The 25866-nt window shown below is 62.7% G+C and carries 23 protein-coding genes and 1 tRNA gene; 14 read left to right on the top strand and 10 right to left on the bottom strand.

Features of this window, described 5'->3' with window-relative positions; translation table 11 throughout:
- Positions 1 to 86: 86 nt before the first annotated feature.
- The 3 genes from M1E10_RS11355 to M1E10_RS11365 all read left to right on the top strand — a co-directional run bounded on the left by M1E10_RS11355 (position 87) and on the right by M1E10_RS11365 (position 2002).
- Positions 87 to 163 (top strand) — tRNA-His (locus M1E10_RS11355).
- Positions 164 to 573: 410 nt separating this feature from the next.
- Entirely contained in the window at positions 574 to 1578 is a 1005-nt protein-coding gene (locus tag M1E10_RS11360) for a sensor histidine kinase (RefSeq protein WP_499176455.1), read from the top strand.
- A 178-nt stretch (positions 1579 to 1756) separates the two neighbouring features.
- On the top strand, positions 1757 to 2002 hold the full coding sequence (locus M1E10_RS11365) for a helix-turn-helix domain-containing protein (protein WP_499176456.1): 246 nt from the start codon (positions 1757 to 1759) through the stop codon (positions 2000 to 2002).
- 11 nt (positions 2003 to 2013) lie between these two features.
- Here M1E10_RS11365 and M1E10_RS11370 read toward each other — a convergent pair whose 3' ends face one another.
- Positions 2014 to 2895 carry a LysR family transcriptional regulator gene (locus tag M1E10_RS11370; protein WP_499176457.1) on the bottom strand — a complete coding sequence of 294 codons (882 nt, stop codon included), beginning with the start codon at positions 2893 to 2895 and terminating at the stop codon, positions 2014 to 2016.
- A gap of 107 nt (positions 2896 to 3002) precedes the next feature.
- On the opposite strand from M1E10_RS11370, the gene M1E10_RS11375 reads away from it, so the two are divergent.
- Entirely contained in the window at positions 3003 to 4499 is a 1497-nt protein-coding gene (locus tag M1E10_RS11375; RefSeq protein ID WP_499176458.1) for a CoA-acylating methylmalonate-semialdehyde dehydrogenase, read from the top strand.
- A 317-nt stretch (positions 4500 to 4816) separates the two neighbouring features.
- On the opposite strand, the gene M1E10_RS11380 is transcribed toward M1E10_RS11375, so the two are convergent.
- On the bottom strand, positions 4817 to 5863 hold the full coding sequence (locus M1E10_RS11380) for a Fe(3+) ABC transporter substrate-binding protein (protein ID WP_499176459.1): 1047 nt from the start codon (positions 5861 to 5863) through the stop codon (positions 4817 to 4819).
- A 174-nt stretch (positions 5864 to 6037) separates the two neighbouring features.
- Between M1E10_RS11380 and rirA the strand changes: the two genes are divergently transcribed.
- The 4 genes from rirA (at position 6038) to M1E10_RS11400 (ending at position 9143) form a co-directional block, all read left to right on the top strand.
- Complete coding sequence (gene rirA, locus M1E10_RS11385) at positions 6038 to 6520, top strand: iron-responsive transcriptional regulator RirA (protein WP_499176460.1); 483 nt, start codon at positions 6038 to 6040, stop codon at positions 6518 to 6520.
- A gap of 118 nt (positions 6521 to 6638) precedes the next feature.
- Entirely contained in the window at positions 6639 to 7673 is a 1035-nt protein-coding gene (locus tag M1E10_RS11390; RefSeq protein WP_499176461.1) for an AbrB family transcriptional regulator, read from the top strand.
- A gap of 117 nt (positions 7674 to 7790) precedes the next feature.
- On the top strand, positions 7791 to 8315 hold the full coding sequence (locus tag M1E10_RS11395; RefSeq protein ID WP_499176462.1) for a gluconokinase: 525 nt from the start codon (positions 7791 to 7793) through the stop codon (positions 8313 to 8315).
- Between the two features lie 282 nt (positions 8316 to 8597).
- Entirely contained in the window at positions 8598 to 9143 is a 546-nt protein-coding gene (locus M1E10_RS11400; protein WP_499176463.1) for a TetR/AcrR family transcriptional regulator, read from the top strand.
- 17 nt (positions 9144 to 9160) lie between these two features.
- Here the strand turns inward: M1E10_RS11400 and M1E10_RS11405 are convergent, their stop codons facing one another.
- The 3 genes from M1E10_RS11405 to M1E10_RS11415 all read right to left on the bottom strand — a co-directional run bounded on the left by M1E10_RS11405 (position 9161) and on the right by M1E10_RS11415 (position 13248).
- Positions 9161 to 10459, bottom strand: coding sequence for an NAD(P)/FAD-dependent oxidoreductase (locus M1E10_RS11405; RefSeq protein ID WP_499176464.1), 1299 nt, complete (start codon positions 10457 to 10459; stop codon positions 9161 to 9163).
- Position 10460: 1 nt separating this feature from the next.
- Positions 10461 to 11819 carry a glutamine synthetase family protein gene (locus M1E10_RS11410; protein WP_499176465.1) on the bottom strand — a complete coding sequence of 453 codons (1359 nt, stop codon included), beginning with the start codon at positions 11817 to 11819 and terminating at the stop codon, positions 10461 to 10463.
- A gap of 181 nt (positions 11820 to 12000) precedes the next feature.
- Entirely contained in the window at positions 12001 to 13248 is a 1248-nt protein-coding gene (locus tag M1E10_RS11415) for an NAD(P)/FAD-dependent oxidoreductase (RefSeq protein ID WP_499176466.1), read from the bottom strand.
- Positions 13249 to 13431: 183 nt separating this feature from the next.
- Here M1E10_RS11415 and M1E10_RS11420 point away from each other — a divergent pair, with 183 nt between their 5' ends.
- The 3 genes from M1E10_RS11420 to malQ all read left to right on the top strand — a co-directional run bounded on the left by M1E10_RS11420 (position 13432) and on the right by malQ (position 17121).
- Positions 13432 to 14856 (top strand): phosphomannomutase, encoded by a 1425-nt coding sequence (locus tag M1E10_RS11420; protein ID WP_499176467.1) that lies wholly within the window; start codon positions 13432 to 13434, stop codon positions 14854 to 14856.
- A 64-nt stretch (positions 14857 to 14920) separates the two neighbouring features.
- The gene (locus M1E10_RS11425) at positions 14921 to 15055 is read left to right on the top strand and encodes a hypothetical protein (protein WP_499176468.1); all 135 of its coding nucleotides are present in this window, start codon (positions 14921 to 14923) and stop codon (positions 15053 to 15055) included.
- 185 nt (positions 15056 to 15240) lie between these two features.
- The gene (malQ, locus tag M1E10_RS11430) at positions 15241 to 17121 is read left to right on the top strand and encodes a 4-alpha-glucanotransferase (RefSeq protein ID WP_499176469.1); all 1881 of its coding nucleotides are present in this window, start codon (positions 15241 to 15243) and stop codon (positions 17119 to 17121) included.
- A gap of 45 nt (positions 17122 to 17166) precedes the next feature.
- On the opposite strand, the gene M1E10_RS11435 is transcribed toward malQ, so the two are convergent.
- The 3 genes from M1E10_RS11435 to M1E10_RS11445 are packed head-to-tail and all read right to left on the bottom strand — an operon-like array spanning position 17167 to position 21932.
- Positions 17167 to 18339, bottom strand: coding sequence for a zinc-binding metallopeptidase family protein (locus M1E10_RS11435; RefSeq protein WP_499176470.1), 1173 nt, complete (start codon positions 18337 to 18339; stop codon positions 17167 to 17169).
- Between the two features lie 6 nt (positions 18340 to 18345).
- Positions 18346 to 20139: an N-acetylglutaminylglutamine synthetase gene (gene ngg / locus M1E10_RS11440; RefSeq protein ID WP_499176471.1), complete on the bottom strand. Its 1794-nt coding sequence runs from the start codon at positions 20137 to 20139 to the stop codon at positions 18346 to 18348.
- Between the two features lie 17 nt (positions 20140 to 20156).
- Positions 20157 to 21932, bottom strand: coding sequence for an asparagine synthase family amidotransferase (locus M1E10_RS11445; RefSeq protein ID WP_499176472.1), 1776 nt, complete (start codon positions 21930 to 21932; stop codon positions 20157 to 20159).
- Between the two features lie 86 nt (positions 21933 to 22018).
- Between M1E10_RS11445 and M1E10_RS11450 the strand changes: the two genes are divergently transcribed.
- Both M1E10_RS11450 and M1E10_RS11455 read left to right on the top strand, forming a co-directional pair.
- Positions 22019 to 22522, top strand: coding sequence for a MarR family winged helix-turn-helix transcriptional regulator (locus tag M1E10_RS11450; protein ID WP_499176473.1), 504 nt, complete (start codon positions 22019 to 22021; stop codon positions 22520 to 22522).
- 94 nt (positions 22523 to 22616) lie between these two features.
- Positions 22617 to 22841: a hypothetical protein gene (locus M1E10_RS11455; protein WP_499176474.1), complete on the top strand. Its 225-nt coding sequence runs from the start codon at positions 22617 to 22619 to the stop codon at positions 22839 to 22841.
- A gap of 21 nt (positions 22842 to 22862) precedes the next feature.
- Here the strand turns inward: M1E10_RS11455 and M1E10_RS11460 are convergent, their stop codons facing one another.
- Positions 22863 to 24233: a UDP-glucose dehydrogenase family protein gene (locus M1E10_RS11460; RefSeq protein WP_499176475.1), complete on the bottom strand. Its 1371-nt coding sequence runs from the start codon at positions 24231 to 24233 to the stop codon at positions 22863 to 22865.
- A 236-nt stretch (positions 24234 to 24469) separates the two neighbouring features.
- Here M1E10_RS11460 and M1E10_RS11465 point away from each other — a divergent pair, with 236 nt between their 5' ends.
- Positions 24470 to 24745 carry a hypothetical protein gene (locus tag M1E10_RS11465; protein ID WP_499176476.1) on the top strand — a complete coding sequence of 92 codons (276 nt, stop codon included), beginning with the start codon at positions 24470 to 24472 and terminating at the stop codon, positions 24743 to 24745.
- A gap of 25 nt (positions 24746 to 24770) precedes the next feature.
- On the opposite strand, the gene M1E10_RS11470 is transcribed toward M1E10_RS11465, so the two are convergent.
- The gene (locus M1E10_RS11470; protein WP_499176477.1) at positions 24771 to 25859 is read right to left on the bottom strand and encodes a CE1 family esterase; all 1089 of its coding nucleotides are present in this window, start codon (positions 25857 to 25859) and stop codon (positions 24771 to 24773) included.
- Positions 25860 to 25866 lie beyond the last annotated feature (7 nt).

The following is a 25866-nucleotide window of genomic DNA, read 5'->3' on the forward strand; positions in this document are numbered from 1 at the left end:
ACGCTGGCCTGTTTTGCCATCAGGGGCTTGCAAAATAGGCCCGATGCTCGTATTGGACCCGAAACGGCACCTGAAGCGGTGTTTGTGCGGTTGTAGCTCAGTTGGTTAGAGCGCAGGTTTGTGGATCCTGAGGTCGGTGGTTCGATTCCACCCAACCGTACCATTTTCCTCTATTAGTTCCTCACGTCTTGGTACGACGCAGTCGTTTGCGGATGCGCTCCATTCAGGAGGTAGCGTGTTCGACGAGCGGCTGGATCAATTGGCGTGTCCTTCTCGCAGGGAAGCGCGTATGCTGCTGCGAACGTCGTCCGGCACCGTGTCGCCGGCAGATAGGGAAGTACCAATCCATCCGGATCGCCGATCAGATGCTCCGGCTGGCGAATTTGAAGACAAACTCTTGGCATTTGGCACAAACAGACGTGACGAATGATATTTCGGTTAGGATCGGATCGTAAAGGACGGCATCGTTCCTTGGCGCATCCGGAGAGGTGCGGCGGGTGAGCGAAGGCAGGGCAGGGCTCTGTCTTAATCCTGTCCGGGCCGGCCTAACCACCTAGTCTGATTGAGCGAGTGATGATGCCGTCCAATGAAGTTAAATCTCTCTGGAATACCCAGACCCTGCGCAGGGCCATAGAAGCTGCCGGCGTGGCGCTCTGGATCTGGAATGTCGACACCGACCATTTCGCGATGGACGAACAGGCGTCCCGGCTCTGGGGTGTGGAGCAGGACACCGAGGAGGTCTCCTTTGAGGATCTCTCTGCCCATATTCACCCTGCCGACCGCGATCGGGTGAGGGCAGCATTCAACGCAACCCGTGCCATCGTCGGCCCCTATGAGATAGACTTCCGCATCATGCTGGGTGAGGAGATCAAATGGATCTCAGCGCGCGGCATCGGCAACGATGCAGGCCTGCACGGTCGCCATATGTACGGCGTCTTTCTCGATGTGACGGGCCGCAAGCAGGCCGAAGAAGGCCATGAACTCCTGGCCGGAGAGATGAGCCACAGGGTAAAGAACCTGCTGGCCGTTGCAACGGGTCTGACTCACGTTACCTCGCGCTCCACGACCACGGCCGCAGAAATGGCCAAGGAGCTTACCGAACGACTGACGGCACTCGGACGAGCGCATGATCTGGTGCGCCCGCTGCCGGGCCATCAGGGTCAGGCAGCGCTCCTGGGGGATCTGATCTCCATCCTGCTCGCGCCCTATGAGGATACGGGTGCGTTCAGCGGTCGGATCCGGGTCGCCGTGCCCAGAATGGGCGTCGGCGAGGTCGCCGCGACCACCATGGCGCTGGTCTTCCACGAACTGGCGACGAACTCCCTGAAGTATGGTGCTCTGTCGGCGGACACGGGCACACTTGATATCTCCGGCGTGCTGGAGGACAATGACGTCACCATCGTCTGGACCGAACGCGGCGGCCCTTCCGTGGAGACACCGAAATCTGCCGATGGTTACGGTAGCAAGATGCTCGTGCGGATCATCTCCGGCCAGCTCGGCGGTTCCATCTCGTACAACTGGTCGAGCGAAGGCGTGATAGTGGCTCTGAAGGTTAGGGCAGGGAAGCTCGCCACCTGAGCCGTCCGGGAGTCCCGGTTGATGCCAGACAACTGATATGCCTACCGTTAAGGCTTCTGAACCACTTGTCATTGGTGCAGAAGTACCTATTTTTGTGCAGTGCACCCGGTATGTGCCGCTGCATCTGTCATTCCCTAAGATATCGCTTTGGCGAAACCCTCTTGAAGGAGTTGCCCTCATGTCGATTTCCATGAACAACTTTGAAACTGCATCTGAGAACAATATCTCGGGCGATCAGGTTGCTGCCGCCGTCGCCGAGGCACGCCTTGCCGTCGGCTATTCGCTGGAGCAGCTCGCTGTCACCACCGGCCTGACTATCGACGAACTGACGGCCGTCGAAAATGGTGAAGGTGCCGATGCATCTCTCCTGCACCGTATTGCAACCGCTCTGGGATTGCCCGCTGCAACCTTTATCGGCGTCTGACCCGCCGATCCCTAGTTGAAGATGCTCCGCTCTGCTTCCACAAGTTCGTTGAGATAATCCAGCACCACCCGTAGCCGCACCAGATCGCGGCTGCTTTCGTGATAGGTGGTCCAATAGGCCCGGCGGATGGCAATACCCGGAAGCACGCGGACAAGCTCCGGATACTGCCGAGCGACATAATCGTGAAGGATGCCGATGCCAGCGCCCGATCGCACGGCCTCGGTCTGTCCGATCGCGCTCGAAATTTCAAAATTGGCGTCCCAATCCCGCATCACCTCGCCGGTGAAGTTGAGGGATGGCGAGAAGATCAGGTCTTCCACATAGCCGATCCGCGGATGGCTCTTGAGGCTTTCGATGCTGTTCGGTTCGCCGTTTTCCGCCAGATAGCCGCGCGAGGCGTAGAGCCCGAGCGAGTAGTCGGTGAGCTTGGATGAGATCAGCCGGCCCTGCACCGGCTGCTCGACCGTGATGGCGATGTCGGCCTCCCGCTGCGAGAGCGAGAAGGAGCGGGGGACCGGCACCAACTGCACCTTCAGCTGTGGGTGTCTCTGCGTCAGGCCCTTCAGCCGCGAGGCCAGAAACGACACGCCGAAACCGTCCGGCGTACCGATGCGCACCGTACCGGCAATGGCCGTGTCGATGCGGCCGGTGGCAGCCTGTGCGGCCAGCATCTCCGCCTCCATCCGCTCCGCTGCCTGGAAGAGCACGGCGCCTTCGGGTGTCAGCTCGCAGCCATTGGTCCGGCGGATCAGCAGCCTGCTCCCCAGTGCCTCCTCCAGATGGGTGACGCGCCGCCCCAGGGTCGCGTGGTTGATGCCGAGCCGGCGCGACGCCGCCAGCAGCTGGCCGGCCCTGGCGACCGCCAGGAACATCCGCACATCATCCCAATCCATTCAAGCCTCCTTGTGCTGATTAATGCACAGCGGATGCGTAAACTATCGCGTTGCATTGTGCAATTTTGGGTGTCAGTCTCATCCGCACACAAGCGGAGGAGAATTCCATGTACGAGATCGGTCACTTCATCGACGGCAAGCGCATCGCCGGCGCCAGCGGCCGCACGGCCAGCATATTCAATCCGGCGACCGGAGAAGTTCAGGGCACCGTTTCACTGGCAAGCGAGGCGGAACTCGCTGCAGCCGTCGAGTCTGCCCGTCTGGCACAGCCAGCCTGGGCTGCGACGAACCCGCAGCGCCGCGCCCGAGTCTTCATGAAGTTCGTGCAACTGCTGAACGACAACATGAATGAGCTTGCCGAGATCCTGTCGCGCGAGCACGGCAAGACGATCGAGGACTCCAAGGGCGACATCATCCGCGGCCTCGAGGTCTGCGAGTTCGTCATCGGCATTCCCCATCTGTCGAAGAGCGAGTTCACCGAAGGTGCCGGCCCCGGCATCGACATGTATTCGATCCGCCAGCCGGTCGGCATCGGGGCAGGGATCACGCCCTTCAACTTCCCGGGCATGATCCCGATGTGGATGTTTGCGCCGGCCATCGCCTGCGGCAATGCCTTCATCCTGAAGCCGTCCGAGCGCGACCCGTCGCTGCCCATCCGCCTGGCGGAACTGATGATCGAGGCCGGCCTGCCGGCGGGCGTCCTGAACGTCGTCAATGGCGACAAGACGGCGGTCGACGCCATCCTCCACCACCCGGACATCGGCGCCGTCTCCTTCGTCGGCTCCACCCTGATCGCCCGCTATGTCTACGCAACGGCAACAGCCGGCGGAAAGCGCGCCCAGTGCTTCGGCGGCGCCAAGAACCACATGATCATCATGCCGGATGCCGATCTCGACCAAGCGGCCAATGCGCTGATCGGCGCCGGCTACGGCTCCGCCGGCGAGCGCTGCATGGCGATCTCCGTGGCGGTGCCGGTCGGCGAGGAAACAGCCAACCGGCTGATCGAGAAGCTCACGCCGATGGTGGAGAGCCTGCGCATCGGCCCCTATACCGATGACAAGGCTGACTTCGGGCCGTTGGTCACCAAGGAGGCGCATACCCGCGTCACCGGGCTCATCGACCGCGGCGTCGAGGAAGGCGCCAAGCTCGTCGTCGATGGCCGGAACTTCAGGCTGCAGGGATATGAGGAAGGCTATTTCGTCGGCGGCTGCCTGTTCGACGAAGTGACGCCGGAGATGGATATCTACAAGACGGAGATTTTCGGACCGGTCCTCTCTGTCGTTCGTGCCGCCAACTACGAGGAGGCACTGTCGCTTCCGATGAAGCACGAGTATGGCAACGGCGTCTCGATCTACACCCGTGACGGCGATGCCGCACGCGACTTTGCCAGCCGCATCAATATCGGCATGGTCGGCATCAACGTGCCGATCCCGGTGCCGCTCGCCTACCATTCCTTCGGCGGCTGGAAGGCTTCGTCCTTCGGCGACCTCAACCAGCACGGCACGGATTCCATCCGGTTCTGGACCCGCACGAAGACCATCACGAGCCGCTGGCCCTCCGGTATCAAGGACGGTGCCGAGTTCTCCATTCCGACCATGAAGTGATGAGCGGCAGCCTGTCCCGACGGGCGGTCAGGCTGCCGTATCTGCTATTGAACTTGATTAGCCGAACACTATTTTCGCCTCCGCTGAGGAGGGAACCATGGTGTACGAGTGGGACGAAAAGCGCGCACGACGCAGCTATTGGGCAAGGATAGGCGTGACCTGTGCCTTGGTCGCGGCAGCAATCGGTGCCTCTGTCTGGATCGCCAAGGCATTTGGTCTGGGGTTGTGACAGGACATAGACGCGCGGACGGAGCGTAAGCCTGGAGAGTGCCGAGGCCGGTTAATGCCGGCCCCGGGTGGTACTTGTCGACTTTGCCTCAGCCTTCGGGGCCTTCGTTGACGCCGACCTTGTCGACCAGTTCCGAAGCGGCCTTGCGATTTGCGGCGATCTCTGCAAGCGGCAGCGTATCGGGCTTGATGGTGCCGAAGGCCTTGACGATCTCTGAAGGCTCCGCACCCGGCATGACAGGGTATTCGAACACCTGCTCCGCGTAGATCTTCTGGGCCTCACCGGACGCCAGGAATTCCATCAGCTTCACTGCGTTGTCCTTGTTCGGCGCGTTCTTGGCCAAGGCCATTGCCGAGATGTTGACGTGGGTGCCGCGGTCTTCGGTATTGGGGAACAGCACCTTGATGGCTGCCGCCCAATCCTTCTGTTCCGGCTCCTTCTCGTTCGTCTGCATCAGTCCGACGTAGTAGGTGTTGCCGAGCGCGATGTCGCATTCGCCGGCCAGGATTGCCTTGGCCTGGTCGCGGTCGCCGCCGTTCGGCTTGCGCGCAAGGTTGTTCTTCAGGCCCGTCAGCCAGGTTTCGGTATAGTCCTCACCATGCTCGGCGATCATCGAGGCAATCAGCCCGATGTTGTAGGAGTGCTGCGCGTCGCGGATGCAGATGCGGCCCTTCCACTTGGGATCGGCCAGTTCCTCGTAGGTGATCTGGTCCTGCTCGACCCGATCCTTGGAGGCATAGACCACGCGACCGCGGGTCGTCAGCGCGAACCATTCGCCGGCTGGATCGCGAAATTGCGACGGGATGTCCTTGTTGATCGTCTCGTTGTCGGTCACCGCCTGCGTGACGCCGCCCTCGGTCGCTTCCATGACACGGGCGATATCGACTGTCAGAATGACGTCTGCCGGCGAATTGGCGCCTTCCGCCTGGATCCGCTCCACAAGGCCCTTGTCGAGAAACAGGACGTTGGTCTCTACACCTGTCTTCTTCGTGAATTCGTCGAGCAGCGGCTTGATCAGGTCCGGCTGACGGTAGGAGTAGATGTTTACCTCACCATCGGCCATTGCCGGTTGGATCGAAAAGATCGATGCGCCGGCCAATGCGCCGGCCGCGAAAATGCCTTTGATACTGGTCATGTGGTGTCCTCCATCCGGTAAATCATACTTGATCAGAAAATTCATGATTTTTCGAAGGCGTCAACCTTTTCTGCCCGTCGGACCAGATAACTTGATCACGATTTTCTTATTTTTGAATTGTTCAAAACTACATGAACCACTATATGTTGGATCGATAAGACTCGGAGAGACGGCATGCGACTGACGAAACAAACCAACTACGCGGTGCGCATCCTGATGTATTGCGCCGCCAACGATGGCCACCTCAGCCGCATTCCTGAAATTGCGCGTGCCTATGGCGTGTCCGAGCTGTTCCTGTTCAAGATCCTGCAGCCGCTCAACAAGGCGGGCCTCGTCGAAACGGTGCGCGGTCGCAACGGCGGTGTGCGCCTGGGACGAGCTGCCGATCGCATCACGCTATTCGACGTGGTCAAGGTAACGGAAGACAATTTCGCAATGGCCGAATGCTTTGAGGAGGGCGTCGCCGAATGTCCTCTTGTCGATAGCTGCGGCCTGAATTCTGCGTTGCGCAAGGCACTCAACGCCTTCTTTGATGTGCTGGCCGATTACACCATCGACGACCTCGTCAAGGCACGTCCGCAGATCAACTTCCTTCTGGGGCTCGACGAAGTTCGACGCCCCCTGAAGCTTGCTGCGGTGCCTGCGCCCGCCGCCTGACTGCTCGCCTGATCGGCGTCGGCAACTGTCGGCCCCGAGGTTGACCTTCCGCTGACATGCAATAGAAAGAAATCGGCTCCGGGTCCGGCGGCCTGTCTTTCCCTGCCTTGGCGTTAGCATGTCCCTTCTGGAAATCCGCGGCTTCGCACTGACCGCCGTGATTGCTGCAGCGGGCGCAGCTCTGGCCTATCTGCTGGATTTCCCGGCCCCCTATCTCGTCGGTCCGGCCGTCGCCGTGACTGCGGGCGGGCTTGCAGGGCTGGATCTTCGCATCCCGGTCCTGGCGCGCAATGCAAGCTTCATCATTGTCGGCCTGTCGATGGGCACGGGGCTGACCCCCGAGATCTTCGTTGCCGCCAGAACGTGGCCGCTGAGCTTCCTGATGGTGCCCGTGGCCGTCGTCATCCTCCTCTATGCCGCAACCTGGATACTTGAACGCTTCTTCGGCTATGATCGGGCGACCGCACTGCTTGCGGCGTCGCCGGGTCACCTGAGTTTCGTCATCAGTCTTGCCGCCGATACCAAGAGCGATCTCCTGGCCGTCGGTGTCATCCAGAGCGTCCGCGTGCTGGCGCTCACCCTGACGGTGCCGCTGATCGTCGATGTGCTGGGGCTGGTGGGTCTGGAACCAGTCGTGGCCAGGGCGACGATGGGGCTTGTCCCGCTGCTGGCCTCCTTCGCGGCCGCCGTCGTGCTCGGCCTGATCTTTCAGCGCTGGAAAACCCCCGCAGCCCTGCTGCTTGGCGGCATGGTCGCATCCGGCGCGACCCATATCACCGATGTCGTCGTCGGCGATCTTCCCGCCTGGATCATGATCCCGACCTATGTCCTTCTCGGCGCGCTGATCGGCTCACGGTTTTCCGGCGCCTCGCTCAAGGCGATGCGCACGGCTTTCGTTGCCGGAGCCGTGGTGACCGTCGTCGTCGTCGCATTGGCGGGCATCATTGCCGCTCTGGTCTCCTGGCTGACGTCGGTGCCGGTGGATGCGGCGCTGATTGCCTTCGCACCAGGTGGGCTGGAGACCATGGCCGCTATGGCGGTGATGCTGAACGCGCAGCCTACCTACGTCGGTGCCCATCACATCTTGCGGCTCCTCATTCTGTCGGGGCTCATGCCCTATGTCCTGCGTCGCGATCTGCGGGCCAAGCCCTGAGTGCCAATAACCCTGAGTGCCAATAACCCTGAGTGCCAATAAGATGCCGTCCCATCTTGTCGAAGGGACTGTAGATCGGGTAGCAGGCACATCTCTCACGCTAGGAGAAGCGGTTTCATGTCCACGGAAATTCCATCTGCCATCATCGTCATGGGCGTCAGCGGCGCGGGAAAGTCATCCATAGGCGAACGCCTGGCCGCCCGGTTGGGTTGCCAGTTCGTCGAGGGTGACCGGCTCCATCCTGCGGCTAACGTGGAGAAAATGGCAAAGGGCATACCGTTGACCGACGAGGACCGCTGGCCCTGGCTCGATCTGGTCGGACAGGACCTGGCGACTTCGGTCGCAAAGGGCAAAAGCCTTGTGCTGTCCTGCTCGTCGTTGAAGAGGATCTACCGCGACCGCCTAAGGCACGCAGCCGGCGGTCATTTGCGCTTCGTCTTCCTGAAGGGAACGCCGGAGTTGCTTGAGCTCCGGATGGGAGAACGCACTGGCCATTTCATGCCGCTGTCGCTTCTTCACACGCAGCTTGCGACGCTCGAAACGCCTGAAGGCGAAGAAGGTGTGGTGACAGTCGACATTGACGCGACCCTTGAGGAGATCGTCGACGCGGCACATGCCGGGCTCAAGAAGCTGGGCTTGTAAAGCCTAGTTTAACTGTCTGAGTGAAATAGTACTTTCTTACATACGAAAATGTTGATGAAACTTTTTCGGCGATGATCTGGGTCAAGCCTATTTCCGTATCCGCATATAAGTCAGTGCTTGAAAGCATTGCGGGAAGGCAGGTGGCAACGGACAGCTTGAGCCTGTGTGTGAGGGAAGTACCATATGCCTGGAATGACCGAAAACGCCACTTTGGGCCAGTTGCGCCGGGTCCCGAAGCAGGAACGCAGCCGGGACCGTATAGATGAGATCTTGAAGGTCTCGATGGAACTGATCGGCAGGAAGGGCATAGATGCGGTGACCATGAAGGAGATCGCCGCTCTTTCTGGCGGCCCCATCGCATCCGTTTATCAGTACTTCCCGAACAAGACTGCGATCGTGGCGATGCTTTACCAGCGCTATGCGGATGAAGTGAAGGAGATGATCGAGGTTGGTGTCGTGAACCTGCAGTCCAGCGAGGATGCCTTCGCTGCGATCGGCGGGCTCGTCGACGGCTACTACGAGAAGGTCAAGGATACCCCGGCTATTCAGGATTTGCTGAATGCCACGCAGGCCTGCAAGGAGCTGGCGGCAATCGACCTCGCGCAATCGCAGGTTCACAGCAGGATCTTTTCCGCGGCGACCCATCGTTTCGTGTCCGAGGACATGCGGCAGGAGTTCGACCGGATGGTGCTATTGATGTTTCATCTCGCCGCCGGCGCCATTCGGCTTGCCCTGCTCGTCGACGACAAGGACGGCCCGGGGGTCATCCAGGATTTCAAGGCGGCAGCCAGAGTTCAGTTCCAGCGCTTCATCGCTGTACCGAGTTAGGCGGCGTCTGGACCACGCTACAAGCCGAGCCTGTCACGCATCCCGTACCACCAGGCGCCCAGCGCCGTCAGCGGCACGCGCAGCGCCCGTCCGCCCGGGAAGGGCAGGTTCGGCAGCGACGCCCAGACATCGAAACGCTCCGCATGGCCGGCAACCGCTTCACCCAGGATCTTGCCGAGCAGATGTGTGGTGGTGACGCCATGGCCGCTGTCGCCGTGGGAGAAGAAGACCGTGTCGGAAATCTTGCCAACGTGCGGGATGCGGGTCAGCGTCAGCGCGAAGTTGCCGCTCCAGGCATAGTCGATGCGGACATCCTTGAGCTGCGGGAAGGTCTTCAGCATGTTAGGCCGGATCACGCTCGTCAGATCCTTTGGGTCATGCCCACCGTAGCCGATGCCACCGCCATAGAGCAGCCGGTTGTCGGCGGTGCGGCGGTAGTAGTCGAGGATGTAATTGGCGTCCTCGACGCAGTAGTTGGCGGGCAGCAGGCTTTCGGCAAGCGCCGCATCGAGCGGTTCGGTCGCCATCACCTGGCTGGAGACCGGCATCATCCGGCCATGGATCTCCGGCAGCAGGGGAGAGAGATAGGCATTGCCGCAGACCAGCACGTAGTTTGCCCGCACGCTTCCTTCGGCCGTCCGCACCTGCGGTCGGTTCCCCGTATCGATCGCCGTCACCCGGGACTGTTCGAAGATGCGCCCTGCCAGGCTCTCCACGGCGGCGGCTTCCCCCAGCAGCAGGTTGAGGGGATGGATATGTCCGCCCAGGCGGTCGATCATGCCGCCCGCGTAGCGGTCGGTCTTCACGTATCGGGAAACCTCGTCCTTGCCGACCATCTCGAGCCCCGAGTGACCGTATTTCTCCCAATTCGCCTTGTGGGCCGCCATCTCGCGGACCTGCTTGTCGGTGAAGGCTGCGAAGAACCCGCCCTGCACGAGACCGCAGTCGATCTTGTATTTCTCCACCCGGTTGCGGATGATTTCGCCGCCCTCGAGCGACATCGCTCCAAGCTTCACGGCCTTCTCCGGGCCGTAGCGTCCGGCGATCGTCTGGAGGTCGCGGCTGTAGCCGTTGACGATCTGGCCGCCGTTGCGGCCGGATGCGCCAAAGCCGATCCGTTCGGCCTCCAGCACAACGACCGAGTATCCGCGCTCGCAGAGCTCCAGTGCCGCGGAAATCCCGGTGAAACCGGCACCGATGACGCAGACATCCGCCTCGATCTCCCCCTGCAGTTGCGGTCGGACCCGCTTGTCGTTGGCGGAAGCCGCATACCAGGAATTGGCGTGCCCGGGATTGTCGCTTGTCCTGTAGGTCATGTCACACCGTCCGGATGTAGGCGTCGTATTCCACGTCGGTGACGCGAAGTGAGAATTCCTGGATCTCCTGCTGCTTGCAGGTGGTATAGAGCGCGCGATATTTTGGACCGAGCGTAGCATAGGCGAAGGTCGACTTCCCGAACTCGTGCACGGCAGACGCCCAGTTCGTCGGCAGCGGCTCGTGGCTCACCGCATGCGCATCGCCGGTAATGGCGCCGCCGGGATTGCGCTTTTCGCGTATGCCGGCCAGCGCCGCGCTGAGGATCATCGCGAGCACCAGATAGGGGTTGGTGTCCGCGCCCGCGACACGATGCTCGATGCGGGTTGCCGGCTTGCTCGCCGTGATCACACGGACCGCGGCGGAGCGGTTGTCGAAGCCCCAGGAGGCATAGGTCGGCGCATGTTCGCTCGGCCGCAGCCGCCGATAGGAATTTGCGTGCGGGGCAAATACCGCCATGCTCTCCCCCATATTCTCCAGGAGGCCGCCGACGGAGTGGAACAGCATTTCGGAGGGACCATCCGCGCCGGCATAGACGTTGGCGCCGCTGTCGTTGAGCACCGAGAAATGCACATGCATGCCGCTGCCTGCCTGCATGCCGTAGGGCTTGGCCATGAAGGTCGCATCGAGATCGTTGGCGCGGGCGACACCCTTGACGACCCGTTTCAGCAGGACCGCGAAATCGGCGGCCTTCAGTGCGTCCGGCACATGGTTCAGGTTGATCTCGTATTGGCCCGGGCCGTTTTCTCGCAGTGTGGTGTCGGCGGGGATGCCTTGCGCGCGCGCCGCCGAGGCGATGCCGTGGAAGACGTCCTCGAAGTCCTGCAGCTCGGAAATTGACAGAACCTGCGTCTGCCCCGTGTGCCATCGTCCGTCGCGCGAGTTCGGCGGGCGGACGGGATCGAGCGCAGATCGAACCGGGTCGATCAGATAGAACTCGAGCTCGGTGGCCACCACCGGCGTGAGGCCCAGCCGGGCAAAGCCCTTGAGGACATTGGCCAGCACCTGGCGCGGATCGCCGTAGAAACCGCTGCCGTCCGGATCACGCATGGCAAGCAGCACCTGCGCGGTGGGGCGGTTCAGCCACGTGACGCGCGATAGCGTGCCCGGCACCGGAAAGCAGAGCCCGTCCGGATCGCCGGTGCCTTCTGCGAGCCCTGCCGCGTTCACGTCGCGCCCCCATACGTCGAGCGCATAGACCGAGCGCGGCATCGCCATGCCGTTGGCCAGCACATCGAGGGCCCGTTCGCGCGGGATCCATTTGCCCCGCGGCACGCCGTTCACATCGATGACGAAGGCTTCCAGGACCTCGATGTCGGGATTGCTGTCGAAGAAAGTCTGAGCTGAGCTGATATCGTCCATGAAACACCAGTAAGTCGTTATGCCGTTGGCGCCACAGGCGCTCAAGCCTCTGGGCTATTCTAGCGGTGAACGGTCGTGGCGTTGTAGATGAGATACCGAACCGGAAGCATGGGCGGCCCCCGCCGGGCCGACCGTATGTCCTCTGTAGCGGACTCTATCCGCATTTCCCATGCGGGACCAGTCAAGCGCCGAACCGCTCCGGCCGGTAGGCGGAGATGTCGATGAACGGCGTTTCCCCGGTGATGGCCTCGGCAATGGCGCGACCGGTGGCCGGCCCGAGCGTCAATCCATGGTGGGCATGCCCGAAGGCGAACCACAACCCGCCGTGACGCGGTGCCTTGCCGATCACCGGCATCATGTCCGGCGTGCAGGGGCGGGCGCCCATCCAGGGCTCCTCGTCGAGGCGCTCCCCGAGCGGGAAGATGCTGCGCGCCACGGCCTCGGCCCGGTCCAGCTGGACGGGGGTCTTCGGCGCGTCGCGCAGGGCGAATTCCGCGCCGGTCGTCAGCCGGATGCCCTGGTTCATCGGTGCCAGGAAATAGCCGCGCTCGGCATCCATCGTCCAGCCGTTGAGCTTCGCGTTCCCTTTCGTGCCGTAGTGCATATGGTAGCCGCGTTTGACGCCGACGAGGAAGCGATAGCCGAGCGGTTTCGTCACCGTGTCCGACCAGGGGCCGAGCGCCACCACCACGTCCTTGGCTTCGACGACGCCGTCACCGGCCACGATGCGCCAGCCGGTGGCGGTCTGCGACAGGCTCTTGGCGTCGCCGTTCAGGAACCGGCCACCGAGCTTCTCGAACAGGCGCAGATAGGCCATAGTCAGCGCGTGCGGATCGCGCACCGACCATGGATCCACCCACTTCAGGCCTCCGACGAAATCGCTGCTGAGGGCCGGCTCCTGGAGAGCGATATCGGCAGGCGTCAGTTCCTCGAAGGCGACGCCGTATTCGCGGTTCAACCGCCCCGCTTCGCGCAGTTCACCGTCGCGCTTGGCGGAGGTGCGGAATACCTCCGTCCAGCCCTGCTTGACGATCAGGTCCTCGGCACCGGCCTCCTCGATCAGCTCGTTGTGGGTCTCGATCGAATGCTCGATCAGGGGCGCATAGGCGCGCGCGATCAATTGGTGCCGGCTGAGGTTGGAATTCCACCAGTATTTGGCAAGGAAGGATGTCACCAGCGGAATCGCCCGCCAGTGGTAATGCGCATCGATGCGATTGTTGAGCGCATAGCGCAGGATCTGGCCGAACTGCTGCGGGAAGCCGTAGGGCACGACGCCCTCGCGCTGGATGAGGCCGGCATTGCCATAGGATGTTTCCTCGCCCGCACCGCGCCGATCAACGAGCACCACCGACTTGCCGCGCCGCGCCAGGTGCAATGCCGTGGAGACGCCGACAATGCCGGCACCGAGAACGATCGCATCCGCTGTCATATCTGCTTGCTTCCAGTCCTGTTATGCATGGGTCGAACATGCCGAGGACGATGCTGCGGTGCAAATGAAAAATGGTCGCGGTCGACGTTTCTAGGTCGGATCCAGCCGGCCCGACGCTTGTCCGCCGCGCTGCACACGGTATAGCTTCGCAAAGACAGACGGATCAAAGGACAGGTGACCAGGATGAAGTTCGGAACGAGCGGGTTGAGAGGACTGTCGTCAGACCTGAAAGGCGCGGCGTCCATGCGATACGCGGCCGCTTTCGCCCGGTATCTTCTGGAAAGCGGCAAAGCCAGGCCCGGAGCCGAAATTCTCCTGGGCCGCGACTTTCGCGATTCAAGTTCCGAAATTTCCGGAAACTGCGCTGCCGCACTCTCTAGGCATGGCTTCGAGGTGATCGACTGCGGCACCTTACCGACACCGGCACTGGCGCTCTACGGCTTGGAAAAGGGCGCAGCCGCCCTGATGGTGACGGGCTCGCACATTCCCGCGGATCGCAACGGCATCAAGTTCTACCGGCCGGACGGCGAGATCGACAAGCAGGACGAGGAGGCAATCAGCAGCCTGGCGTCGGCGATCGATGAAGTCGGGCGGGACGAGGGGAAAACCATCGCCACGATCGATCGATCGGACGAATGTGCAGCCCTCTTCATGGAGCGCAATCGTCACCTCCTGCCCGAGCAGGCTCTCGCCGGGCTGAAAGTCGGCGTCTATCAGCACAGCACCGTCGCCCGCGATCTGCTTGTGGACATCCTTCAGCAATATGGCGCCGACGTAGTCGCGCTCGGCCGCTCGGAAACCTTCATTCCGGTGGACACCGAAGCCGTCTCCAGCGAGACGGTAGAGAGCCTCACGGGCTGGGCGAGCACGCATCACCTGGACGCGATCGTCTCCGCCGATGGTGACGGCGACCGTCCGCTGGTGTCCGACGAGACGGGAACGCCGATCCGGGGCGATCTCCTGGGCGTCATCGCCGCACGCTTCCTGGATGCTGCCGTGGCGGTGACGCCGGTAACGTCGAATTCCGGGATCGAGGCCGCGGGCGGCTACGAGGTCGTTCGCACCCGGGTTGGGTCTCCCTATGTGATCGCCGCCATGGACGAGGCCGTCGCCGCCGGCAAGCAGCGCGTCATGGGCTTCGAGGCCAATGGCGGTCTGCTGACCGCGACCGATTTCACCGTCAACGGCCGCATCGTCCGGGCCCTGCCCACCCGCGATTGCTTCCTGCCCATCCTGGCGACGCTCTTCCTTGCCGCCCAGGAGAAAAAGCCGCTCTCGGAAGTTGCCGCCTCCTTCGGCCTTCCCTTCGCCGCGGCCGATCGCCTGGAGAACTTTTCCCTCGAGGACAGTGCAGCCCTGATGGCGTATCTGCGAAAGGGCGACCAGGAGCTGCAGGAGTTCCTGGCGCCGATCGGGGCAGTGGCCGACAAGAGCGACATAGACGGACTGCGGGTTACGCTGGCGGACAGGCGCATCATTCACTTCAGGCCTTCAGGGAATGCCCCGGAGATGCGGTGCTACGTCGAGGCCGAGGACGGTGCCGCCGCCGAGGCGCTGCTGCAGGCGGGTCTGGCGCGGATCCGGGGGTGGGTTTCAGCTTCCGCCTGAGGTCGTTGGCCACGAGGAACTTTCATGGCCGCACCGGGTTCGCCCTGCCATATAGGAGAGCCTCATGAATACTCGCTACCTCGTTATTGGCCTCATTGTTGCCGTGATTGCGCTCGTGATCATCATGTCTCGCCCGTTCCAGTCGACGGTGGTGGAGGAAGATCCGGGTCAGCCGTCGCCTCATGCCATCGATCAATGACCTGCTGCTAACGCTCCGGCAGCAGGGATCGTTGTTGCTCCTCTCCCGTCCTCCGCTGGAGTTGCCTTGATCGCTTGCCCGTCTCCCATAGTCCGGCAAACAAACTGGCATCCAACGGCGCCGACGTAGGAACCTTCCCGCGCGAAATGCTGTTCGAGAAGTCGAGCATCAACCGGAAGTGACCCATGACCAAAAACAGAGCGGCAAAAGCGCCGTCAGATTTCGACCGTTTCGCGACACTTCATGGCATTCCTCCCGATTATGAAGACCAGCAGGGCAAGATCCGTCCGGTTCCGGAGGCGACGCGCCGCAAGATGCTGGAAGCGCTCGGCATCTCCGCTGATCCCGCCGATCTGAAACGTGAAGACAAGAGCCTTCAGCCGCCGCGGCTGGAGCTGGACGGTCGCACCAGTTGCTTTTTGCCGGAGTTTCTGGAGGAGTCTCCGGTCTGGGGGATCTCTCTGCAGCTCTACGAGTTGAGGTCGCAGCGCAACTGGGGGATCGGCGACTTTGCCGATCTTCGCGCAGTCTGCGCCATGGCGGCATCCGCCGGAGCCGATTTTATCGGCCTCAGCCCGCTTCACGCCCTGTTTCTCTCCGAGCCTGGACGATGCAGCCCCTATTCCCCCTCAAGCCGCATCTTTCTCAACCCCCTCTACATCGCAGTGGACGAGGTCGAAGGCTTCGATCCCTCCTGGGTGGATTCAGCCGATCTTGACGCCGTCCGGTCCGGGGACGTCGTGAATTATCAGGCCGTCACCGACCTGAAGCTCGCGGTGCTGCGGAGGATCTGGACGTCCTGGCGCCAGAAGGGCCTCAAGAAGGAAGAGCTCGACAGGTTTAAAACCGAACACGGGCAGGTTCTGCACCGGCATGCCGTGTTCGAGGCGCTGTCGCTTCACATGGCAGCACAAGGCCATGGCAGTGGCTGGCGGAAATGGCCTTCGCAGTTCCAGCAGTGGGATGGGGAAGCGGTTCGCCAGTTTGCAGAGGCGCAGTCGGACGAGGTCGAGTTTCACATCTGGCTGCAGTGGCTGACGGCAGGGCAGCTTGCCGAGGTGACGGCCGATACCCAGCGTCTTGGCATGCGCGTCGGCCTCTACTTCGACCTTGCTGTCGGCGAGGCGCCCGACGGGTCGTCCACCTGGAGCACGCCCGACCTCGAGCTGCCCGGCATGCGGGTCGGCGCTCCGCCCGATTTCTTCAGCACCGGCGGTCAGGACTGGGGTCTGGTCGCGCTTTCGCCGAAGGCGCTTCAGGACCAGGGCATGGCGCCCTACCAGGAGCTCATCGACGCGTCGATGCGATACGCCGGCGCGCTCCGCATCGACCATGCCATGGGCATCTGGCAGTTGTTCCTGCTGCCGGAGGGCGAAACGCCCGCGGTCGGCGGCTACCTCCGCTATCCTTTTCAGGACATGGTCTCCGCTCTGTCTCGTGTCAGCCATAAGCGAGGCAGCATCGTCATCGGCGAAGATCTGGGCAATGTCCCGAACGGGTTCCGGGAGGTCATGGAAGAGGCAAACATCCTGGGCTACCGTGTTCTGTATTTCGAGGAAGCCGATCCCAAGGGCTATGACATCAGCGGCATGGCGCGCCTGTCGCTTGCCTGCCTTGGGACCCACGACATGCCGCCGCTGATCGGCTGGTGGCGTGGAGACGACATAAAGCTGGCGCTTGAGCTGGGTCTGACGGAGCCTGAGGCGGCAAAACAGGCCAGATCGGATCGAGCCCTACAACGCACGAGCTTTCTGGACGGGCTGAAATTGTCGGGACTGCTTGACCCTCAGAACGTGATGGCAACGATCTCCGACAGTGAAAGCGGCATCACGAAAGAAGTGTCTGTCGCCATGCACGGGCTTTTGGCCCGGGCGCCGAGCCTGATGGTGGCGCTGCGGCTCGCCGATCTCGTCGGCGAGGATCAGCCAACCAATGTCCCCGGCACATCGGATGCCTATCCGAACTGGCAGCGCAAGCTCCGTCTGCCGGTGGAAGAGCTGGCCGGGAGCTCGCTATTCAGGGAGATCGTCACGGTCGTCGCTGCCGAAAGACCAAGAAGGACTTGAGGACAGGATGAGGAGCAACCGCAACGGCATAGCGGCTGCGGTTGCTCAGTCCTCGTCGTGGCGGGAAGCGGCCTTCGTCTCTGCCGTTTTGGGGAGCGGTTGGTCAGCGAGCTCGGTCGGCTGATGGGTAAAGCCTTCGACCCCCGAAATCGGCTGAAGATCGCGCTGAATCTCCACCGGGCTGACTGCAAAAGCACCGACCAGTTTTGCCACCGATAGCAATGCATTGGTATGGATGCGCTCATAGCCATGCGAGGCATCGACACCGAAGGTCACCAGGGACGTCCGCACATCATGGCCGGCCTCGATGGCCGATGCCGAATCCGAGCGGTAGTAGCGGAAAACGTCCTTCTGGTAGGGAATTTCTCCTACCTTGCACAGATCGACGAGCTTCTTCGTGAGGTGGTAGTCGAACGGGCCCGACTGATCGGCCATCGCGATGGTGACGCCGAACTCCGAGGAATTCTGTCCCGGTGCTGTAGTCCCGTTGTCGATCGTCAGCATGGAGGCGACGTCTGCAGTGATCACGGAGGACGCGCCGACGCCCACTTCTTCGGCAATGGTGAACAGCCAGTGCGTGTCGACCGGCGTGGACGCCCCGGCGCGCTCCAGCGCCTCGATGGCTGCCAGCGCAATGGCGACGCCCGCCTTGTCGTCGAGATGGCGCGAGTTGATAAAGCCGTTGTCGAGAAACTCCGGCGTCGGGTCGATGGCCACCGTGTCGCCGATGTCGATCCCCAGTGCCTGCGTCTCTGCCGCCGAGTGGGTCAGGGCATCGATGCGAAGCTCCACATAGCGCCAGCCGACGGGCAGCGTGTCCACCTCGTCGTTGAATGTGTGGCCGGAGGCCTTCAGCGGCAGGATGGTGCCGCGGAAACTCCCTCTGCTGCTGAAGATCGTCACCCGCGCCCCTTCGGCGAAGCGTGCCGACCAGTGGCCGATCGGAACGAGCTCTAGGCGACCGTTGTCCTTGATGAATTTCACCTGCGCGCCCAGCGTATCGAGGTGCGTGACCATCGCGCGAGCGCCGCGCCGGCGGCTACCCTGGCGAATGGCGCGAATGGCGCCACGCCGCGTCAGCTCCGGATGCAGGCCCAGCCGCTGCAGTTCTCGCGAGCAGTAATGGACGATCTCGTCTGTGTAGCCTGTTGGGCTCGGGATCGCGAGAAGCGCTTTCAAATGCTTCAGAAGGTAGTTCTCGTCTATGTCGATGGTCATCGCGGTCTACATTTTTCCCAGTGCGACGCTGGCTGCCCGGTGCCCGGAGTGCGGGAACAGCAGGTCGAGAAAGCGTTCGGCGGTTGGCTGCGGCTCGTGATTGGCAAGCCCAGGACGCTCGTTGGCTTCGATGAAGACGTAATCCGGATCTGTCGGCGACCGGACCATGAAGTCGATCCCGACGACCGGGATATTGATGGCGCGTGCGGCGGTGACCGCAGCTTCCACCAGTCGCGGATGAACAATCTCGGTCACGTCATGGATAGAGCCGCCTGTATGGAGGTTGGCAGCCTTGCGCACCACCACTTCCTGACCCTTGTCGAGCACGCTGTCCAGAGCAAGGTCGTTCAGCTTCAGGCAGCGCTCGGTTTCGGCGTCGACCGGGATCCGGCTCTCGCCGCCGGTGGCGGCAGCCCGGCGCCGTGACTGGGCTTCGATCAATCGTTGAACGGTCTGCTGGCCGTCACCGATCACGCTGGGCGGACGGCGCACAGCGGCTGCGACGAGCTTGAAGTCGATCACCACAAGCCGCAGGTCTTCGCCTTCGAAACAGGATTCGATGAGCACGCGGTCGCAGACCTCCCTGGCCTCCGCGATTGCCCGTTTGACGGACTCCAGGGTGTCGAGACCGACGGCCACGGCGCGGCCCTGTTCGCCGCGCGCGGGCTTGACCACCACGCGTCCGTGCCGCTCCAGAAATTCCGTGAGCTGCGCGTCATCGTCGGTCGCATTGATCTGCTCCGGCACGGAGAGGCCGGCGCGCTCGACGACGCGCCGGGTGACCGCCTTGTCGTCGCAGATGGACATCGCAACGCCCGAGGTAAGCTCCGACAGGCTCTCGCGGCAGTGGACCGAACGGCCACCTTGCGACAATCGGAAGAAGCCGCCTTCGCCGTCGGTGATCTCCACATGGACGCCGCGCCGCCGCGCCTCGTCGACGATCAGCCGGGCATAAGGGTTGAGAACATCATAGGCCTCCAGCGGGCGGGCATAGAGTCTTTCGTTGATCGAATTCTTCCGCTTCACGGCAAAGGCAGGTATGCGCCGAAACTGCAGCTTCTCATAAAGCGCGATTGCCTGCTCGTTGTCGTGCAGGACCGAGAGATCCATGCATGCGGCGCCACGAGCCTTGAAATGCTCGGCAAGCCGCCGCACCAGCGCCTCGCCGATCCCGGCGTGGCGCGCCTGCGGGTCGACGGCCAGGCACCACAGCGAGGAGCCGCGTTCGGGGTCGTTGAAAGCCCGCCGGTGGTCGATGCCGGTCACGGTTCCGATGATCTCCCCGGTGCTCTCGTCTTCCGCCACGAGGTAGGTAATCGAGCGATTGTCGCGGTTGGACCAGAAGAAGTCCGGGCGCACCGGCACCATCCCGCGTGCGGTATAGATGCGGTTGACCGCATCGGCATCGGTTTCCGACGACAGGCGCCGAACGAAGAAGCCGCGGGGTTGCTTGCGGCTGCTGCGATAGGTCGCCAGATCCAGGCGGAACGTGTGGGACGGATCGAGGAACAGTTCCTGCGGGGCCGCCGCAAGAAGGACATGCGGATCGCCCACGTAGACTGCGATATCGCGGTGCTCCGGAGCCTCTTCCCGCAGTGCCGAAACCAGCTGTGTCGGGTTCTTGAAAGTCTGCGCGAACAGAAGGCGGCCCCAGCCGCAATCCACCTGCGATGCCTCCACAGCCACCTCCATGTCAGGCGCCTGGGAGTGCTGGCCGTGACTGGAGTAGTCGACCCGCTGCTTGAGGCGATGGGCCACCGATTTTGCGGAACGGAAGCGCCCGGCCTTGTCGTCTGTCATCGTCTTCCCCATCCTGCTTACACCCCGTGGGTCTGCAGCCACATTTCGAGAAGGCCGACCTGCCAGAGCTCCGAGCCGCGGAGCGGCGTGATGTGGTCGGCAGGGTTGGCGAAAAGCTGCTGCAGGTAGTCATCCCGGAAGATACCCCGCTCCTTTGCCGCCTTCGAAGTTAGGGCATCGCGCACCATATCCAGATAGGGGCCGTCGACGTACTTCAGCTGCGGAACCGGGAAATAACCCTTCTTCCGGTCGATGACTTCGGAGGGGACGACCAGACGCGCGGCATCCTTCAGCACGCCCTTGCCGCCTTCGCGCAGCTTCTCTTCCGGCGGGATCTTTGCGGCCAGCTCGACCAGTTCGTGGTCGAGGAAAGGCACGCGCGCCTCCAGGCCCCAGGCCATCGTCATGTTGTCGACGCGCTTGACCGGATCGTCGACCAGCATCACCTGGCTGTCGAGGCGCAGTGCCGCGTCTACTGGCGTATCGGCGTGGGGGCCGCGCAGGTGGTTGGCGACATAGTTGAAGCTCACGTCCTCGTCCGTCATCCAGTCCGGGTTCAGGTGCTGTCCGAGCTTCTCGTGCGACCGGTCGAAGAAGACCTTGGCGTAGTCTGCTGCCACGTCGGTGGAACTGGCGAGCGGCGGATACCAGTGATAGCCGGCGAAGACCTCGTCGGCGCCTTGGCCGGACTGAACGACGCGGATGTGCTTCGACACCTCCTGCGACAGCAGATAGAAGCCGGCATTGTCGTAGGAGACCATTGGCTCCGACATCGCTTCGAAGACGCCGGGGAGGGCGCCCATCAGCCGTTCGGAGGGCACGAAGATCTGGTGGTGATCCGTCCCGAAATGTTTGGCGACCAGGTCGGAATAGACGAACTCGTCGCCCTTCTCGCCATTGGCGGCCTCAAAGCCGACGGAGAAGGTCATCAGGTCCTTCTGGCCCATCTCGGCGAGCAGGCCGACGATCAGGCTGGAATCGACCCCGCCGGAGAGAAGCACGCCGACCGGCACGTCGGCGACCATGCGCCGCTTCACGGCCGTCCGCAGGGCGTCCAGCACCAGGTCACGCCAGTCCTGCGAGGAAAGCTTGGCCATCGACGGATCGCGCTCGTAAGGCGGGCTCCAGTAGAGAGTGTCCTCTTCGCGCCCGTCGCGCTCGATGACGCGGATGGTCGCCGGCGGCAGCTTCTGGATGCCGTTCACCATCGTGTGCGGCGGCGGCACGACAGCGTGGAACGTCATGTAGTGGTGCAGCGCCGTCTTGTTGATCGAGGTGTCGATGTCGCCGCTCTTCAACAGCGCAGGCAGGAAGGAGGCAAAGCGCATCGACTTGCCGTTGCGGGCGAAGTAGAGCGGCTTGATGCCGAACCGGTCGCGCGCCATCACCACCCGGCCGCTGTCGCGCTCGTGGATGACGAAGGCGAACATGCCGTGGAAGCGCTTGACGCACTCTGTTCCCCACGCATGCCACGCTTTGAGGATGACCTCCGTGTCGCCATGCGAGAAGAAGCGGTAGCCTTTCGCCTCGAGATCCTTGCGCAGCTCCGGATAATTGTAGATGCAGCCGTTGAACGCGATGGTCAGTCCGAGCTCGGCGTCCACCATGGGCTGTCGCGCTTTTTCCGAGAGGTCGATGATCGAGAGTCGCCTGTGCCCGAGCGCCGCGTTGCCGTGGATCACCAGCCCCGAGCCATCCGGACCGCGGGGCGCAATGGCGTCCATCATCCTCGCCTGTACGAGGGGCGAAGGCTGGCCGCCGTCGAAGCGTATCTCACCACAAATTCCACACACGGTTCCGCTCGCTCCTTATGCTATTGATTGTTTGCGTAACAGTTATATCTCTAATAATTAGAGTTCAAATGAAACAGGTCAAGTCTATGAGCATCGGCGGAAACGGGATTGACGGGAAAAAGTTTCAGGCGTCACACACCAGAACCATTGAGAAAGCTGTCCGACGCATCGTCCGCGCGCATGATTTGCAGTCGCGGGCACTGTCCAAGCGGTGCGGCCTGACCGCCGCTCAGCTGGTGCTGATGAAGGGCATTGCGGAACTGGGGGAGGTGACGTCCGGTGCACTCTCCGTCTACGCCGACATCAGCGCGGCCACCGTTGTAACCATTCTCGACAACCTCGAGGAACGCGGCCTGATCCAGCGCTACCGCTCCGGCAGCGACCGGCGGATCGTGCATACCCGGCTGACGGAGACGGGCGCCGCCCTGATGGCGCAGGCGCCCGATCCAATGGGCGACGTCTTCCTCGACCGCTTCGCCAAGCTCCCGGCGGACGAGCGTCAGGCGCTGGCCGATGCGGTCTCCAGACTTGGGGAGATAATGTCGAGCGCAGGCGAAGCCGCTCCCCTGGTGCCGGTGGACGGCGGCTAGAGGGGAGGGAACGCAGCCCAAAGTCGCCGGGGCTGGAAGCGGCGTAAGTCTCGCCCATATACCTCTGACGTCTTGCAGACGAGAGGAGGCAGCCATGACGATCACGAGAGACGAGATCAGACGCGTGCTGGGACCTGTCGATGACACCCTTGCCGCCGACATCGTCAATATCGGCGCCAATGAGCAGGAACTGGCGGAAGCCTGGGCCTGGACCAACAGCGACGAGGCGCTGATCAATGACGGAAGGCCGCTGCCGGGTGGCCGTGTGGCAGAACTGGTGGCACTTTTGGCGGCCGACGAGGAGAAGGAGGACCGCTAGGTTCCCTGGCGGAGCGCTTCGTCACTCGGCGGCGGGGCGTTCCATCTCCTGGATCAGCGGCGAGGGGCGGCGGCGCCCCACCGAATGGATCTCCAGCCCGTATCGCTCTCCGATGGCGGGATCATAGATGTTGCGGCCATCGAAGATCACCGGCGAGCGCAGTGCAGACCGGATGGCCAGGAAATCGGGTGCCTGAAACTGCTTCCATTCCGTCACGACGATGAGCGCGTCGGCGCCGGCAAGCGTGGCCTCCTTGCCCTCGCAGAGCAACAGGTCCGGCCGCTCACCGTAGATCCGGCGACACTCGTCCATGGCGGCCGGGTCGAAAGCCTGCACCCGGGCGCCGGCCTGCCAAATAGCCTCCATCAAGACCCGTGACGGCGCATCGCGCATGTCGTCCGTCTTGGGCTTGAACGCGAGCCCCCACATCGCAAACGTCCGGCCGCGAAGGTCACCACCGAAATGGTGGAGGATCTTGCCGAACAGGAAGCTTTTCTGCTCCTCGTTGCGGGCTTCCACCGCCTTCAGCAGCAATGGATCGAACCCATCCGCTTCGGCCGTGCGGATGGTGGCGCGCACGTCCTTGGGGAAGCAGGAGCCGCCATAGCCGATGCCGGGGTAGATGAAGTGGTAGCCGATGCGTGGATCGGCGCCGATGCCGATGCGGACCTTCTCGATATCTGCCCCGAAGCGGTCGGCGAGGTTGGCCAACTCGTTCATGAAGCTGATCTTGGTGGCAAGCATGCAGTTTGCCGCGTATTTGGTCAGCTCGGCGCTGCGCACGTCCATGGCGATGATTTTCTCATGGTTGCGGTTGAAGGGGGCGTAAAGCTCCCGCAACTGCTGCTCGGTACGCAGGTTGTCGGTCCCGATGATGATGCGGTCGGGCTTGGTGCAGTCGGCAACCGCCGAGCCCTCCTTCAAAAACTCGGGATTGGAGGCAACATCGAAGCCGGGATCCGGACGGCCGCGGTCCCGCAGCTCCGCCGCCATGGCCGCACGCACCTTGTCGGCCGTCCCGACGGGCACCGTCGACTTGATCACCACGGTCTTCGCCTCGTCCATATGACGTGCAATGCTGCGAGCGACGGTCAGCACATGGCGAAGGTCTGCGGATCCGTCCTCGTCGGGCGGCGTGCCGACCGCGATGAACTGCAGCGGCGAAAAGGCGACGCCTTCCATGGGATTGGAGGTGAACAGCAGGTGGCCGGCCTTCACGTTGTCGCGCACCAGGGCTTCCAGCCCCGGCTCGTAGATCGGGATCTTGCCAGCCTTCAGATCGGCAACCTTCTGCGCATCGATATCGACGCACATGACCGTATAGCCGGCCTCTGCAAAAACGGCCGCCTGAACAAGGCCGACGTAACCAATGCCAAAGAACACAATCTGCATGCGAAATTGTCCCGGCCGAGGGAAGTCCGAGCTGCCGGCAGAGCAGCCAGCGGCAAGAGCGGTTCTAGCCACTGTTCATGACAGTTGTGTGCAACGGCGGTGACATCACCTTGCTAGAATGCCCTCGCAGCCCTATCTCCCAGCATAAGACGAGGCCCATGGCCTCCGCATCAATCGAAAATCAACAACGACACCTGACGCCTGCAGCTGCCGGCGCAAACCAGGGAGATTTTCTCATGGAAGCAGCCAAGACACTGGCCGAGATGACTGTCAGCGAGCGGCGGGAGCTGATCGACTTCGTCGTCACCGCGCTGGAAGGCACGGCCGATGAAGCGCACGAGAACGGGGATGCCCTGTCTGCCGCCAATTCCCAGAATCTGGCTTCAGCCATCCGGGGCAATGCGACCGAACTGGCGACGCGAGATCTGAAGTCGGCCGAACTTCTGCTCCAGCAAGGCATCAACCTCGTCGCAGCAGGGCTTGCGCGCCCTGATCAGAAGCGGCTTCACTAGCCATCCATAAAAGCGTCGACCGGCGTCAGCGCAGAACGCCGGCTGCCCGTAAGGCGGCTTCGATAGTGTTCTGGATCTGCCCGGCGAGGTCGCCGGTGGCCGGTTCTGCAGTCGGTCTGGTCGCTGAAGCGCCGGCATCCTCGATCGGCTGCTTGCGCTCGAACGATGCCGCGAGGCCCCAGCTTCGAGCGATATGGACCGTGGACGAAATACCGGCATCCAGCATGTGGGGACCGGCCTTGCCGTATCCGCTGGACGCGTCGAGCGGAGTGCCATGCGCCATGCCATTGATCCTGTAGAACTCGATCGCGTCCCGTCCGGACGCATCCGTCCAGGTGTCGCGGGTGTGTCCGTCGACCACATCGGTCTTGCTCGGCTTGTCGGTCAGCGCATGCACACCACGCCACTGCTCGATGATCGCCAGCGCATTGTCCTCGCTGACCGTCCTGTCTCCGGTGCCATGCCAGACAGACACGGTCGGCCACGGACCCTCGTGCGGCGAAGCGGCATCCAGCAGCTCCCGAAGGGCGGAAGGCGAGGGTAGACCATGGCCACGCATGCGGTCGAAGGCCTGCGGTACCGTGGAGGCTGCGCCAAAGGGCAGGCCCGCAATCACCGCCCCACCGGCAAAGACCTCGGGGTAGGTAGCAAGCAAGGCATTCGCCATGGCCCCGCCGGCCGAGAGGCCCGTCACATAGATCCGTTTGGGATCGATGCTGTGCTCCGAGACCATCACGTCGATCATCTGGCGGATCGACAGCAATTCGCCGCGATCACGCGTCATGTCCTCGTCCTTGAACCAGTTGAAGCAGCGGTTTGCATTGTTCTGGGGCGATTGCTCTGGATAGAGAACGGCAAAACCGTAGTCTTCGGCGAGTTGGGACCATCCGGAACCCGCATCATAGGCGGCTGCCGTCTGAGTGCAGCCATGCAGCACCACGACGAGCGCGGACGGCGTCCCTGAAGTTGCGGGAACCAGATGCCACCCCGTCAACTGTCCGGGATTGTCGCCGGTGACGACCAGTGGCTCCAGCCGGCCTGACGTGGTTGTCATGCTTGCTGCGGCAGCGCGCGCGCGCGCGAGCCTCTCAATGGTATCGGATATGGATCGCATGATGCGG

This window comes from Rhizobium sp. PK7-22, assembly GCF_056530405.1.

Excerpts from the sequence above, each read along its gene's own strand:
- M1E10_RS11455 (WP_499176474.1), top strand. The coding sequence starts at position 22,617 with ATGACGATCACGAGAGACGAGATCAGACGCGTGCTGGGACCTGTCGAT.
- ngg (WP_499176471.1), bottom strand. The coding sequence starts at position 20,139 with ATGACAGACGACAAGGCCGGGCGCTTCCGTTCCGCAAAATCGGTGGCC.
- M1E10_RS11465 (WP_499176476.1), top strand. The coding sequence starts at position 24,470 with ATGGAAGCAGCCAAGACACTGGCCGAGATGACTGTCAGCGAGCGGCGG.
- M1E10_RS11390 (WP_499176461.1), top strand. The coding sequence starts at position 6,639 with ATGTCCCTTCTGGAAATCCGCGGCTTCGCACTGACCGCCGTGATTGCT.
- M1E10_RS11435 (WP_499176470.1), bottom strand. The coding sequence starts at position 18,339 with ATGACCATCGACATAGACGAGAACTACCTTCTGAAGCATTTGAAAGCG.
- malQ (WP_499176469.1), top strand. The coding sequence starts at position 15,241 with ATGACCAAAAACAGAGCGGCAAAAGCGCCGTCAGATTTCGACCGTTTC.
- M1E10_RS11415 (WP_499176466.1), bottom strand. The coding sequence starts at position 13,248 with ATGACAGCGGATGCGATCGTTCTCGGTGCCGGCATTGTCGGCGTCTCC.
- M1E10_RS11360 (WP_499176455.1), top strand. The coding sequence starts at position 574 with ATGATGCCGTCCAATGAAGTTAAATCTCTCTGGAATACCCAGACCCTG.
- M1E10_RS11410 (WP_499176465.1), bottom strand. The coding sequence starts at position 11,819 with ATGGACGATATCAGCTCAGCTCAGACTTTCTTCGACAGCAATCCCGAC.
- M1E10_RS11370 (WP_499176457.1), bottom strand. The coding sequence starts at position 2,895 with ATGGATTGGGATGATGTGCGGATGTTCCTGGCGGTCGCCAGGGCCGGC.
- M1E10_RS11425 (WP_499176468.1), top strand. The coding sequence starts at position 14,921 with ATGAATACTCGCTACCTCGTTATTGGCCTCATTGTTGCCGTGATTGCG.
- M1E10_RS11400 (WP_499176463.1), top strand. The coding sequence starts at position 8,598 with ATGGAACTGATCGGCAGGAAGGGCATAGATGCGGTGACCATGAAGGAG.
- M1E10_RS11375 (WP_499176458.1), top strand. The coding sequence starts at position 3,003 with ATGTACGAGATCGGTCACTTCATCGACGGCAAGCGCATCGCCGGCGCC.
- M1E10_RS11420 (WP_499176467.1), top strand. The coding sequence starts at position 13,432 with ATGAAGTTCGGAACGAGCGGGTTGAGAGGACTGTCGTCAGACCTGAAA.
- M1E10_RS11405 (WP_499176464.1), bottom strand. The coding sequence starts at position 10,459 with ATGACCTACAGGACAAGCGACAATCCCGGGCACGCCAATTCCTGGTAT.
- rirA (WP_499176460.1), top strand. The coding sequence starts at position 6,038 with ATGCGACTGACGAAACAAACCAACTACGCGGTGCGCATCCTGATGTAT.
- M1E10_RS11395 (WP_499176462.1), top strand. The coding sequence starts at position 7,791 with ATGTCCACGGAAATTCCATCTGCCATCATCGTCATGGGCGTCAGCGGC.
- M1E10_RS11450 (WP_499176473.1), top strand. The coding sequence starts at position 22,019 with ATGAGCATCGGCGGAAACGGGATTGACGGGAAAAAGTTTCAGGCGTCA.
- M1E10_RS11470 (WP_499176477.1), bottom strand. The coding sequence starts at position 25,859 with ATGCGATCCATATCCGATACCATTGAGAGGCTCGCGCGCGCGCGCGCT.
- M1E10_RS11365 (WP_499176456.1), top strand. The coding sequence starts at position 1,757 with ATGTCGATTTCCATGAACAACTTTGAAACTGCATCTGAGAACAATATC.
- M1E10_RS11460 (WP_499176475.1), bottom strand. The coding sequence starts at position 24,233 with ATGCAGATTGTGTTCTTTGGCATTGGTTACGTCGGCCTTGTTCAGGCG.
- M1E10_RS11380 (WP_499176459.1), bottom strand. The coding sequence starts at position 5,863 with ATGACCAGTATCAAAGGCATTTTCGCGGCCGGCGCATTGGCCGGCGCA.